This window comes from Agrobacterium sp. SUL3 (genome assembly GCF_001263295.1).
GTDB classification, from domain to species: Bacteria; Pseudomonadota; Alphaproteobacteria; order Rhizobiales; family Rhizobiaceae; genus Agrobacterium; species Agrobacterium tomkonis.
Genome location: NZ_KQ414507.1, coordinates 78970 through 91219 on the forward strand (window position 1 = coordinate 78970; position 12250 = coordinate 91219).

Here is a 12250-nt window from a genome sequence, read left to right on the forward strand (position 1 = left end):
GTCAGTTTTCCGGCTCAAGCATGATCGTCGCGAGCGGCGGCAGGACGAGCATCGCCCCGATTTCTCCGCCGGCATCGACCGCCTGAACGCGTCCGCCATTTCCCTTGCCGCTGCCGCCATAGATTTCGGCGTCGGTGTTGAGAATCTCCCGCCACCGCCCCGCCTGGGGCAGCGGCACATAATAACTTTCCCGGTAGACCGGGGTGAGATTGCAGATGACTGCCACCGGTTTTTCACCAGGCGCCATGCGCAACCAGGCAAAGACGGAATTGTCGTGGTCCTCGACCACCAGCCAGCGGAAACCTTCCGGCTCGCAGTCGCGGGCGTGCAAAGCGGGTTTTGAACGATAGGTGAGGTTAAGATCGCGCACGAGGCGGCGCATGCCCTCATGCATCGGATATTGGCGCAGGTTCCAGTCGAGAGCGCCCTTTTCGCTCCATTCGCTCCATTGGGCGAACTCCTGGCCCATGAACAGAAGCTTCTTGCCGGGATAACCCCACATGAAACCGTAATAGGATCGCAAGTTGGCGAATTTTTGCCAGTCGTCGCCGGACATCTTGGCGATCAGCGATCCCTTGCCGTGCACCACTTCGTCATGGGAAAGCGGCAGCACGAAATTCTCGGTGAAGGCGTAAAGCAGACCGAAGGTCAGTTCCTGATGGTGGAACTTGCGATGCACCGGCTCACGCGAGAAATAGCTCAGCGTGTCGTGCATGAAGCCCATGTTCCATTTGAAGCCGAAACCGAGACCGCCTTCATGAACGGGCTGGGAAACTTTCGGCCAGGAGGTGGATTCCTCCGCAATGGTCATGACGCCGGGATGGGTGCCATAAACGAGAGAATTCATCTTCTGCAGGAAGCGGACGGATTCGAGATTTTCTCGCCCGCCATATTCGTTGGGAATCCACTCGCCTTCCTTGCGGGAATAATCGAGATAAAGCATCGAGGCGACCGCATCGACGCGCAGGCCGTCGAGATGGAATTTCTCGGCCCAGTAAAGCGCATTGTTGATGAGGTAGGACATAACCTCAACACGGCCGAAATTATAGATGGCCGTGTTCCAGTCGGGATGAAAACCCTGACGTGGATCGGCATGTTCGTAAAGCGCGGTGCCGTCGAACCAGCGCAGGCCGTGCTCGTCGGTTGGAAAATGCGCCGGAACCCAGTCGAGGATCACCCCGATGCCGACCTTGTGAGCGCCGTTGACGAAACGCGCAAAGCCTTCCGGATCGCCGAAGCGGGCGGTCGGGGCATAAAGACCGGTCGTCTGGTAACCCCAGGAGGGGTCATAGGGATGTTCGGTAATCGGCAGGAACTCGATATGGGTGAAGCCCATATCCGTGCAGTAAGGAATGAGCTGGGCGGCCAGTTCATCCCAGCTGAGGAACGTGCCATCCTCGCGGCGCTGCCAGGAGCCGGCGTGCACCTCGTAAATGCTGATCGGCTGGCGGCGCTGGTCCACCTGCGCCCAATGTTCGCGGTGAGCCTGGTCTTCCCATTTCTGAGCCAGTTCCGGCGCGGTGACGGAGGCGTTTTTTGGCCGCAACTCGCCGCGCCGGGCATAAGGGTCGGCCTTCAGCGGCAGAAGCTCGCCATTGGCACCGAGAATTTCGAATTTATAAGCGCAACCTGCATAGACGTCAGGCGCGAAGATTTCCCAGATGCCGGTATCCTTGCGGAAACGCATGACATGCCGGCGTCCATCCCAATTGTTGAAATCGCCGACCACAGAAACGCGCCGTGCATTGGGTGCCCAGACGGCAAAGTGGAAACCCTCGACGCCCTCAAGCTTCAGAGGATGTGCGCCCATCCTGTCGAAGAGCCGCAGATGCGAGCCTTCACGGACGAAATAATCGTCCATCGGTCCAAGAACCGGGCCGAAGCTGTAGGGGTCGGTCACCGCCCATTCGGCATCGTCGCGGCCGGCGCGGTAACGCACCGGCTGGCGCGATGCAAGCTCGACCGGACCTTCGAAAAAGCCCTCCGGATCGAGCCGCTTTAACTCGCCGATGAAGTTCCCGTCCAGCGTGAGGACGGACACTTCCTCGGCGCCCGGAATGAAACAGCGGGCGGAAAACCCTTCCGGCGTTTCATGAACGCCGAGAAGGGCAAAGGGGTTGGAATGCAAACCGCTCTTGATCGCCTCGATTTCAGCCTTCGTGATTTCGCCAGTCTTTTTCTCTTCGGCCGAATTGAGCGGTTTTTTCATCAGGCTCTCCAGATCTCGGTGGCATATTGCCGGATCGTCCTGTCGGACGAGAACCAGCCCATACGCGCCGTGTTGCGCACTGTCTTGGTGTTCCAGCTATCCTGATCGCTCCAGATCGCATCCACCTTGCGCTGCGCGTCGGCATAGGCGTCGAAATCGGCGGCGACCATGAACCAGTCGCTATTGTATATACCGTCGATGAGGCCGGCAAAACGCGAGCGGTCATCGGGCGAGAACACGCCTGACGCAATGGACGACAGCGCCTGCGACAATTCCGTGGATTGTTCGATGATCGCACGGGGATTGTGACCTTCGGCACGCGCGTTTGCGACTTCTTCCGCCGTCATGCCGAAGATGACGATGTTGTCACTGCCGACATGTTCGAGCATTTCGACATTTGCGCCATCGAGCGTGCCGATGGTGAGCGCGCCGTTCAGCGCGAATTTCATGTTGCCCGTGCCCGACGCTTCCATGCCGGCGGTCGAGATCTGTTCCGAGAGATCGGCGGCGGGAACCATGATTTCCGCAAGCGAGACGTTATAGTTCGGAATAAACACCACTTTCAGAAGCCCGCGCACGGCCGGATCGTTATTGATGACCCTGGCAATATCATTGGCAAGCTTGATGATCAGCTTTGCGTTGTGATAACTCGGCGCCGCCTTGCCTGCGAAGAACTTAACGCGCGGTACCCATTCCAGTTCCGGATGGGAACGGATCTGGTCGTAAAGCGCCACCGTTTCGATAAGGTTCAGAAGCTGACGCTTATATTCGTGGATGCGCTTGATCTGAATGTCGAACATGGCCGAAGGATCGACGCGGATGCCCATGCGCTGCGCCACAGTATTGGCAAGGCGCACCTTGTTCAGACGCTTCACTTCGGCGAATTTTTCGCGGAAACCGGCATCGTCGGCAAAGCGGTCGAGCGCGGTGAGTTTTTCCGCATCGTCGAGGAAGTCGTCGCCGATCGCTTCGCGCACCAGCCCTGTCAGGCCCGGATTGCATTGCATCAGCCAGCGGCGTGGCGTGATGCCGTTGGTTTTGTTGTTGATACGCTCAGGGTAAAGGCCGTGCAGGTCGGCAAACACCGTTTCCTTCATCAGCTCCGTATGAAGGGCGGAAACGCCGTTGATCGAATGCGAGCCGATGAAGGCGAGGTTGCCCATGCGCACGCGGCGTTCGCCGCCTTCATCAATGAGAGAGATCGAACGGATCTGCTGATCCGCCATCTTCTTTTCCTTGCGGGCATAGACCAGCGTATTGGCGTTGATCGCATAGACGATCTGCATATGTCTTGGCAGAAGACGCTCGAGCAGCGGCACCGGCCAGCTTTCCAGTGCTTCCGGCAGAAGCGTGTGGTTGGTGTAGGAGAAAGTCCCCTGTGTGATCTTCCAGGCCTCGTCGAATTCAAGGCCATGCACATCGCAGAGCAGGCGCATCATTTCGCAGATGGAAATGGCCGGATGCGTATCGTTGAGCTGGATCGAAACCTTGTCCGGCAGCGAAGTGAAATCAGGATATTGCTGCAGATGACGGCGCAGAATGTCCTGCAACGAGGCGGAGGAGAAGAAGAACTCCTGCCGCAGGCGCAGTTCCTGGCCCGCCGGCGTTGCATCCGCAGGGTAGAGAACGCGTGTCAGGCTTTCCGCCTTGTTGCTCTCGCGCAATGCGCCGATATGGTCGCCAGCATTGAAAGCGGCGAGCAGAATGGGGTCGATCGGCTGTGCCGACCACAGGCGCAGCGTGTTGACGCGGGTGCCGCGCCAGCCGACGACCGGCGTGTCATAAGCCATGGCGATGACGCGTTCGGCCGGCTTCCAGACGAAACGCTGCGGGTCTTCATAGCCGCCGATGGTTTCCACCGATCCGCCGAAGCCGACCTCATAGGAGCTTTCGCGGCGTTCGAATTCCCAGGGGTTGCCGTGCGCCAGCCAGGTCTCCGGCAGTTCCACCTGCCAGCCATCCGCCATCTGCTGGCGAAAGAGGCCGTGCACGTAACGAATGCCGTAGCCATAGGCGGGAATATCGACAGTTGCCATGGATTCCATGAAGCAGGCGGCGAGACGGCCAAGGCCGCCATTGCCGAGTGCGGCATCCGGCTCCAGCCCGGCAATGACGTCGAGGTCGACACCGAGCGAGGACAGCGCATCGCGGATTTCGTGCATGAGGCCGATATTGGAAATGGCGTCGCGCATGAGGCGGCCAATCAGGAACTCCAGCGACAGATAATAAACGCGCTTGGAATTGTTGGCGTAGGCCTTGCGGGTGGATTCCATCCATTTGTCGATGATGCGGTCGCGAACGACGAGAATGGTTGCGGTCAGCCAGTCATGCGGCTTGGCTACCTTGACGTCCTTGCCGATACGGTAAGTCAGTCGCTCGATGATTTCCGCCGCCATGATTTCCGGATTGGAACTGCGCGGGGCGGGGCGGGGAAGATCGGCGGCGTTGAGATTATTGATCATTGGTCGGTCAGCACCTTGGTGGGAGGAGAGGGTCTGATGAGGTCGATCCGGTTTGCCTTTACTGACGCCAGTTTATGCATCGATATGGAGGCGTGGCAACAGCAATTTTCGCGGAAAGTTGGAGGGCTTAATATTATGAAAAATAAGACTTTTCCTTCAGCATCCCGAGGATCGCCAAAGGCATTGCGCGCTCTTTATGCGCCGTTCTTGAACGGGTTTGCGTGGTCGTTGCGATGCCGGGCATCGTTCAAAAAAGGGAGAGAGGCTGCAATAATTTCTGAAGTGGTTCACCGGCCCTGAAATCTGTTTCGGTCTATCGGATCACACACTAGCCTTCGCGGCCTGGAAAATTCAATGAAAATAAACGAGACGGCGTCGTGACGGCGCTCGCTCTGGGTGGCGAGCGCGGAAAAAGGCCCTGATCGTCGCAAAAACCGGTATTTATGACAGGAAAAAAGGTTCCGTCGTCATCTCGCCGGCGCGGATCGTCACTCTCGTATTCGGCGGAACGGCGCACCACGGGGTGCAATCGAAGGAAAACGGTTCCGAACTCAGTGCAATTCCCTCATCCAGCCCGCGCCAGTAAAGCGTCGGCGGCTTGTCATCGCTGGACCATCGGAAAGCATGCAGACAATCGCCATCCATCAGCACGGCGCTGAACCGCAGCGCGGAGGAAACGCCCGCAGCGATCATCTTTTCCTGACAGAGGCGCAGCGCGGTTGAAATGGCGCGGATGGGGTCGATGACAAGGCCGTGGCCGGCGGCGATCAGGAAGATTGCTTCGCTGTCGCCGGTGCCGCGTCGCGACGCATAGATATCGTCGGGTATGAGGGAATCGATGTCGCGTCTTATCTGCTCGTAACCGCCGATCTGGCCGTTATGCATGAACAGATATTGCCCATGTGCGAAGGGGTGGCAATTGGCGCGGGAAACCTCGCCTGACGTGGCGGAGCGAACATGCGCCATGAACATGCCCGAGCGCAGCTGGTGGCAAAGTGCCGCGAGATTGGCGTCGGACCAGGCGGGTCTGGTGTCGCGAAAAACGCCGGGCGTTCCGCGTTCACCATACCATCCAAGACCACAACCATCGCCGTTGACGACGGTTTTCGCTTCCCGTGCGGCCATGGACTGGCTGACCAGCGATGCTTCCGGCTCGATCAGCAGGCTGTCGAGCCAGACCGGTTTACCGGAATAGGCAAAGAGGCGACACATTCATGCGGCTCTGTTGAAGGCCTTGTTTCCGAGCGCGAAACCGACGGCGGCCTTCGCGTGAATGGCGGTCGAATCGTAACCCGGCAGCGGCAGGGCATCGGGGTCGATCAGCAGCGAAATCTCGGTGCAGCCGAGAATGACGGAATCGACACCGAGTGCACGGGCCTTCTCGATGACCGCGAGATAACGTTCGCGCGAGCAGGACTTGATCTCGCCCTGGCAGAGTTCACCGAAAATAATGTCATGGATCGCGGCCCGGTCTTCCGCATCGGGCACAACCACATCAACACCGTGGCGGCGCATGCGGTCGGTGTAGAAGCCATGTTCCATCGTGTAGCGGGTGGCGAGAAGCAGCGGCTTGCGGCGTCCATCCGCCTTCAAGGCTGCGGCGGTTTCGTCGATGATGTCGATGAGGGCGACGCCCGACATCTTCTCGACCGTTTCTGCGACGAGGTGCATGGTGTTGGTGCAGATGAGCACACAATCGGCACCGGCATTGGCAAGGCGTGCGCCGGCGGCGCCCAGAAGTGCACCGGCCTCATCCCAGCGATCGGCCTTTTGAAGGGCGACGACTTCGGAAAAATCAAGCGAATGCATGACGATATCGGCAGAGACCAGCCCGCCGCGGCTGTCGCGCACGGCTTCATTGATCATGCGGTAATAGGTTGCGGTGGATTCCCAGCTCATGCCGCCGATCAGACCGATGCGTTTCATAAGAGTTCCCTTATCAAGTTTGATTGAAGACAAGAATGCCATCGCAAGGACGAAAACGGCATGCGTTTTTTCAGGGATTTAGATGTGCTTATGCAAATATCAGGCGCTATATAGGTCCGATGTGCAAATTTATTGCGTCATTGCGTTAACCAGTGCATTGTTTGGCGATGATTGATGACCGTGACCGCCGAATCCTTGCGATTCTCCAGGAGAATGCCGAAACGCCGCTCTCCGATATAGCTGAGGAGGTTTCGTTGTCGCTATCCGCCTGCTCGCGGCGCATTACGCGCCTGCGTGCGGAAGGTTATGTGACGGGCACGATGGCGCTGCTTGACCGGCGAAAGATCAACCTGCCGACCACGGTTTTCCTGCTGGTGAGAACCGGCCTGCATGCGGAAGACTGGCTGGACCAGTTCCATGCCGCCGTCAGCACAATACCTGAAATCGTCGAGGTTCACCGGCTCACCGGCAATTTCGATTATATTCTGAAGCTGGTGCTGCCGAATGTCGAATATTACGATACGGTCTACAAACAGATCCTGCGCCGCGTCCAGCTTTATGACATGTCCGCCTATATCTCCATGGAGACGGTGAAGCTGTCGTCTTCCCTGCCGACAACGCATATTTGAGGGATCATTGGGCCCTTCTCAGCGCGCCGCCTCGAAATGGACGCCGAAACGGAAGCTTCGTGTCTCGCCCGGTTGAAGTGTCACTGCTGCCGTCAGTTCCGGGTGGTTGAAGGCATTGGTGGGCATCTCTACCGGTTCTAGCGCGATTGATTTTCGCCTGTCACGGGCCAGCGTGTCGCCGGTGAAGACATGCATGTGGCCCCGCTCCTGCCAAACCGTAAGGCTCGAACCATCGTGCCGGTTTTCGAGCCGGGTCTCGAAAAGCCCGTTTTCGGACGCGATGAGGTCGGTGAAGCAAAGATCCAGCACATGGTCGGCGATTGGCGTTGCGACTAGAAAGCGGCTGTCGTCGCGTTTGATAATTTCTGCCTGCCCGTCATGCAGTGGGATTAGATGATCGTCGGTCACGATGGCCGTTCGCGATGGTAGCGTCAGATGGAGATCGTCAATGGATGACGGGCCTGGCAGGCGGAAATAGGGATGCCAGCCGGCTGCGAAGGGCAAAGGCTGGTCGCCGTGATTGACGCCGCGTATGTCGATGCTGACCGCCTGGCCGTCAAAGCGATATTCTACCTCGATGATGAGCCGATAGGGATAGCCCCTGAAATCGGACGGCGATATTTCGCTGCGAAAAATGAGCACATGCGCGCCGTTTTTCTCGAAAGATTGTTCGAGGGCAAAGGGCAGGGCTCTGGCAAATCCGTGGAAGACCAAGGCCTCGTGGGCAAGAACCGGCTTGATGTGGTGCATCTTCCCGCCGAAGTCATATTGGCCGTTGGGAATGCGGTTGGCGAAGGGCGCAAGAATCCCGTTTCTCACGCCGTTCTGTGAGTGTAGCTCCGCCGGCGTCAAGTAGCCGTCGACAAGGTTTTCGCCTTCGCAGCCATCCGCAAGCCGCGGTCGCCAGCTCAAAAGCGTAGCGCCCTCATAAGCGATCTCGGCGCTGAAGCTCTCGCCGGAAACCGTAACAGCGGCAATCCCCGTGCCTGTCGCGGAGGTGGTCATCGGGAAATTGTCCTTTGATGCATATGTTTGCGATCATCGGGACGACTGCCCCGATTCGCAGATAATCTTCGCTGTGCCAATATTTCGCAATGGCTGGAAGAGGTCGCAGCAAGCGCGACTTCCGTTATTTCGAGGCTTGGCCGCCCCTGTGATGGAACTCAGTCCGGAAAGGTCCGTTTCGCGCCGCTGAAAAATTCCATCAGGGCGGCTTGATCCTCACCGCCCAGTCCCGCTGCCGTCAGCATTCGGTGCACCTCGGCGCAAAGCGCCGTCAAGGGCATGGCCGTGTTGGTGCGTCGGGCCAGATCCTGCGCGCCGTTCAGGTCTTTCACCATATTGTCGATACGACCGGTACGACGGTAGTCCTTGGCCACATAACGCGGCATATATTCCTGCAGGATGGCACTGTCCGCCCGGCCGCCCTTCAGCGCCTGCGGTATCTTGGCGGCATCGACGCCGGCATCGAGCGCAAGCTGCGTTGCTTCCGCCACGGCCAGGAAGTTCAGGCCGCAGAGAACCTGATTGATGAGCTTGGTTGTCTGGCCTGCGCCGCAGGGTCCCATATGGGTAAAATTGCTGGCCACATGTTGAAGCACGCGATGGGCATCGGCCACGTCTTTTTCGCTGCCGCCTGCCATCAGCGTCAACTGCCCGATGAGCGCCTTGGGCGCGCCGCCGGAGAGCGGGCTATCTACCCAGCGCAGCCCCTTTTCTGCGGCTTCGGCCGCCAGTTCCTTTGTCGCCTCCGGATCGATGGAGGACATGTCGATGATCAGCGTGCCGGGTTTTGCACCCACCGCCACGCCATCCTTGCCGAAAACGGCGATACGGACGATCTTCGGCGAATTGAGGCTGAGGATCACGACATCGGAGGCGGATGCCGCTTCCGCCGCGGTGCCGGTGCTTCGCGCGCCGAGGCCGGTCAGCGCCGCCACCTTCTCCGCATCCAGATCGAAAACCGTCAGTTGATTGCCGGTTTCGATCAGCCGCGTGCCGATTGCCCCACCCATCGCGCCTGCGCCGATGAGGGCGACTTTGTTCTTCTCGGTCATGGTGTTCACGGCCTCCTCCCAAAGTGTCGTGGTGTCGTCGGTCCGATTCCGGATGGCGGCCGCAGCCTGCCATCCGGAATGATGTTTTTCAAAGCGAGGCGGTGATGCCGCCGTCGACGTAGAGAATATGGCCGTTCACGAATGACGAGGCGTCGGACGACAGGAAAATGCAGGCGCCGACAAGCTCTTCGACCTTGCCCCAGCGACCGGCGGGCGTGCGCTTTTCAAGCCATGCGGAGAAGGTCTCGTCGGCCACCAGCGCCGCATTGAGAGGTGTGTCGAAATAGCCCGGCGCAATGGCATTGCATTGCAGGCCGTATTTCGCCCAGTCCGTCGCCATGCCTTTCGTCAGATTGCCGACAGCACCCTTGGTGGCGGTGTAGGGCGCGATGCCGGGGCGGGCAAGAGCGGTCTGAACGCTGGCGATGTTGATGATCTTGCCACGGCCGCGGCTGATCATATGGCGTGCCGCCGCCTGTCCGGCGTGGAACACCGAGGCGATGTTGGTCTGCAGCAGGCGCTCGAAGGCATCCGCCGGAAAATCCTCCAGCGGCGTGCGATGCTGCATGCCGGCATTGTTGACCAGAATATCGATGGGACCGATTTCCGCCTCGAAACCGTCGATAGCCTTGCGCACTGCTTCATGATCGGTGGCGTCGAAGGCAAGCGTTTTCGCACCCTTGATGCCGGCGGCGGCGGCTTTCAGCTTGGCTTCGTCGCGCCCGTTCAGCACCACTTCCGCTCCGGCTTCCGCCAGCCCTTGCGCCAGCGCGAAGCCGATGCCCTGGGATGAACCCGTGATCAGGGCGCGGCGGCCGGAAAGATCGAACAAATTAAGGCCCACTGTGTTCCTCCAGTCTCTCGACATTGTATCTGTGCAGGTTTATGTTATCGATAACATTCAGCCCTTTCAGGCGTGGATGTCAAGGCTTAAACGCCCGGTTTCGGTACGGATCCGGCGCGGGAGGAGGCTGCAGGCCGGTAAATATGGTCTTGCGGCCGCGATCTGGATGCGGAAATTTTTGCGCGCCGCAGTGGCGCGCGGTTGAACGGAGTTATTGATGAGAGCGATTGTCGCCCACGGGGCAAAGGATGTGCGCATTGAGGAGCGGCCGGAGGAAGCGCCGGGGCCGGGAGAAGTGCGGCTTCGTCTGGTCCGTGGCGGGATTTGTGGCAGCGATCTGCACTATTACAACCATGGTGGTTTCGGCGCGGTACGCCTCCGTGAACCGATGGTGCTGGGGCACGAGGTGTCGGCCATTGTCGAGGAACTGGGTGAAGGCGTGGAAGGCCTGAAGCTTGGCGGTCTGGTCGCGGTTTCGCCTTCCCGCCCATGCCGAACCTGCCGGTTTTGCCAGGAAGGCCTGCACAACCAGTGCCTCAATATGCGCTTTTATGGCAGCGCCATGCCTTTCCCACATATTCAGGGCGCTTTCCGGGAGGTTCTGGTTGCAGATGCCCTGCAATGCGTGCCGGCTGACGGTCTGAGCGCTGGCGAGGCTGCCATGGCGGAGCCGCTGGCGGTGACGCTGCATGCCACCCGCCGCGCCGGTGATTTGCTGGGAAAACGCGTATTGGTGACGGGTTGCGGCCCCATCGGCATCCTGTCCATCCTCGCTGCGCGCCGGGCGGGTGCTGCCGAAATCGTCGCGACCGACCTTTCCGATTTCACGCTCGCCAAGGCGCGCGAAGCGGGTGCGGATCGTGTCATCAACAGCAAGGATGAGCCCGACGCGCTTGCCGCTTATGGTGTGAACAAGGGGACTTTCGACGTTCTCTATGAATGCTCTGGCGCTGCCGTAGCGCTTGCCGGCGGCATCGCTGCGCTCCGGCCGCGCGGCATCATCGTCCAGCTCGGGCTGGGTGGTGATATGAGCCTGCCGATGATGGCGATTACCGCCAAAGAACTCGATCTGCGCGGCTCCTTCCGCTTCCACGAGGAATTCGCCACCGGCGTCGAGCTGATGCGCAAGGGCCTGATCGACGTCAAGCCATTCATCACCCAGACCGTCGATCTCGACGACGCCATCTCGGCCTTTGAATTCGCCTCCGACCGCAGTCGGGCCATGAAAGTCCAGATCGCTTTTTCTTAAGCCCTTTTCCGCATATTTTCGCGCGGGCGCTTTAACCGGCGGTGGATGGTTCCACCGCCGGTTTTTCATCGAGAGATTTCAGCCTTAGCAGACCATCATTGATGTTATCGGTATCATCAATTCTCTGCGAGAGGCTTCCTGTTCCTCCCCGGCTGTCCGGCTCTGCATCTGCTGACTTATCCCCCGTCGAACTGCACATTTTGACGCAGGTCAAAAAGGTGATTTGCCGCCTGCCATTTTTTGCGTTATCGAAATTTCAGAAATTACTGAAAATTCAGGAAACAAAGAAATGCCGACCAGCCTGTCACCGCTCGTTCAGTCCTTCGTGCTGCATTTTGGTGAGATGGGCAGCCGCTGGGGCATCAACCGCACGGTCGGCCAAGTCTATGCTTTGCTTTACATATCGCCGCAGCCGCTCTGCGCGGACGACATTGTTGAGGCGCTTGGCATTTCCCGTTCCAACGTCTCGATGAGCTTGAAAGAGCTTCAGGCGTGGAACCTTGCAATTCTCAAGCATTTCCCGGGCGACCGGCGCGATTTTTTCACGACGCCGGAGGATGTCTGGCAAATTCTCCGCACGCTTGCCGAAGAGCGCAAGAAGCGCGAAATTGATCCTACCCTGAGCGTACTGCGCGAAATTCTGATGGAGACGCCGGAGAACGAAGATGAGCGGCATGCGCAAAAGCGCATAGACGAGATGAAGACGCTGATCGAGCAGCTCACCGGCTGGTATGACGATGTGAAGCGGCTGGAGACGGAGAGGTTGGCTTCACTTCTGGCGCTCGGCTCAAAAGTCACGAAGCTGCTGGAGGCGAAGGACAAGATCGTTTCTCTCGCCAGACCCCGCGGCGCGAAGAAGGACAGGTGAGGAGAT

10 protein-coding genes are annotated in these 12250 nt (G+C 59.0%); 3 read left to right on the forward strand and 7 right to left on the reverse strand.

The window, feature by feature from the left end:
* Position 1: 1 nt before the first annotated feature.
* From glgB to AKG12_RS18175, 4 genes are all read right to left on the reverse strand, one after another.
* Complete coding sequence (glgB, locus tag AKG12_RS18160; protein WP_052819952.1) at positions 2 to 2209, reverse strand: 1,4-alpha-glucan branching protein GlgB; 2208 nt, start codon at positions 2207 to 2209, stop codon at positions 2 to 4.
* Entirely contained in the window at positions 2209 to 4671 is a 2463-nt protein-coding gene (locus AKG12_RS18165; RefSeq protein WP_080842888.1) for a glycogen/starch/alpha-glucan phosphorylase, read from the reverse strand. The genes glgB and AKG12_RS18165 overlap by 1 nt, the downstream gene beginning before the upstream one ends.
* A gap of 441 nt (positions 4672 to 5112) precedes the next feature.
* Positions 5113 to 5883, reverse strand: a complete 771-nt coding sequence (locus tag AKG12_RS18170) for a class II glutamine amidotransferase (RefSeq protein ID WP_052819953.1) — start codon at positions 5881 to 5883, stop codon at positions 5113 to 5115.
* On the reverse strand, positions 5884 to 6597 hold the full coding sequence (locus AKG12_RS18175; RefSeq protein WP_046801694.1) for an aspartate/glutamate racemase family protein: 714 nt from the start codon (positions 6595 to 6597) through the stop codon (positions 5884 to 5886).
* 167 nt (positions 6598 to 6764) lie between these two features.
* Here AKG12_RS18175 and AKG12_RS18180 point away from each other — a divergent pair, with 167 nt between their 5' ends.
* A complete protein-coding gene (locus tag AKG12_RS18180; protein ID WP_046801735.1) occupies positions 6765 to 7226 on the forward strand; it encodes an Lrp/AsnC family transcriptional regulator in 462 nt (153 codons plus the stop codon).
* A gap of 18 nt (positions 7227 to 7244) precedes the next feature.
* Here the strand turns inward: AKG12_RS18180 and AKG12_RS18185 are convergent, their stop codons facing one another.
* The 3 genes from AKG12_RS18185 to AKG12_RS18195 all read right to left on the reverse strand — a co-directional run bounded on the left by AKG12_RS18185 (position 7245) and on the right by AKG12_RS18195 (position 10127).
* Positions 7245 to 8231: an aldose 1-epimerase gene (locus tag AKG12_RS18185; protein ID WP_052819954.1), complete on the reverse strand. Its 987-nt coding sequence runs from the start codon at positions 8229 to 8231 to the stop codon at positions 7245 to 7247.
* 158 nt (positions 8232 to 8389) lie between these two features.
* Complete coding sequence (locus AKG12_RS18190; protein WP_052819955.1) at positions 8390 to 9283, reverse strand: NAD(P)-dependent oxidoreductase; 894 nt, start codon at positions 9281 to 9283, stop codon at positions 8390 to 8392.
* Between the two features lie 88 nt (positions 9284 to 9371).
* Positions 9372 to 10127 (reverse strand): SDR family oxidoreductase, encoded by a 756-nt coding sequence (locus tag AKG12_RS18195; RefSeq protein ID WP_052819956.1) that lies wholly within the window; start codon positions 10125 to 10127, stop codon positions 9372 to 9374.
* A 217-nt stretch (positions 10128 to 10344) separates the two neighbouring features.
* On the opposite strand from AKG12_RS18195, the gene AKG12_RS18205 reads away from it, so the two are divergent.
* Both AKG12_RS18205 and AKG12_RS18210 read left to right on the forward strand, forming a co-directional pair.
* A complete protein-coding gene (locus AKG12_RS18205; protein ID WP_052819957.1) occupies positions 10345 to 11376 on the forward strand; it encodes an L-idonate 5-dehydrogenase in 1032 nt (343 codons plus the stop codon).
* 289 nt (positions 11377 to 11665) lie between these two features.
* Positions 11666 to 12244 (forward strand): GbsR/MarR family transcriptional regulator, encoded by a 579-nt coding sequence (locus AKG12_RS18210; RefSeq protein ID WP_046801699.1) that lies wholly within the window; start codon positions 11666 to 11668, stop codon positions 12242 to 12244.
* The last annotated feature ends 6 nt before the right edge of the window (positions 12245 to 12250 follow it).

What these genes read in the sequence shown, in the direction of transcription:
- AKG12_RS18210 (WP_046801699.1), top strand. Translation starts at nt 11,666, where the DNA reads ATGCCGACCAGCCTGTCACCGCTCGTTCAGTCCTTCGTGCTGCATTTT.
- glgB (WP_052819952.1), bottom strand. Translation starts at nt 2,209, where the DNA reads ATGAAAAAACCGCTCAATTCGGCCGAAGAGAAAAAGACTGGCGAAATC.
- AKG12_RS18170 (WP_052819953.1), bottom strand. Translation starts at nt 5,883, where the DNA reads ATGTGTCGCCTCTTTGCCTATTCCGGTAAACCGGTCTGGCTCGACAGC.
- AKG12_RS18190 (WP_052819955.1), bottom strand. Translation starts at nt 9,283, where the DNA reads ATGACCGAGAAGAACAAAGTCGCCCTCATCGGCGCAGGCGCGATGGGT.
- AKG12_RS18185 (WP_052819954.1), bottom strand. Translation starts at nt 8,231, where the DNA reads ATGACCACCTCCGCGACAGGCACGGGGATTGCCGCTGTTACGGTTTCC.
- AKG12_RS18175 (WP_046801694.1), bottom strand. Translation starts at nt 6,597, where the DNA reads ATGAAACGCATCGGTCTGATCGGCGGCATGAGCTGGGAATCCACCGCA.
- AKG12_RS18205 (WP_052819957.1), top strand. Translation starts at nt 10,345, where the DNA reads ATGAGAGCGATTGTCGCCCACGGGGCAAAGGATGTGCGCATTGAGGAG.
- AKG12_RS18180 (WP_046801735.1), top strand. Translation starts at nt 6,765, where the DNA reads ATGATTGATGACCGTGACCGCCGAATCCTTGCGATTCTCCAGGAGAAT.
- AKG12_RS18165 (WP_080842888.1), bottom strand. Translation starts at nt 4,671, where the DNA reads ATGATCAATAATCTCAACGCCGCCGATCTTCCCCGCCCCGCCCCGCGC.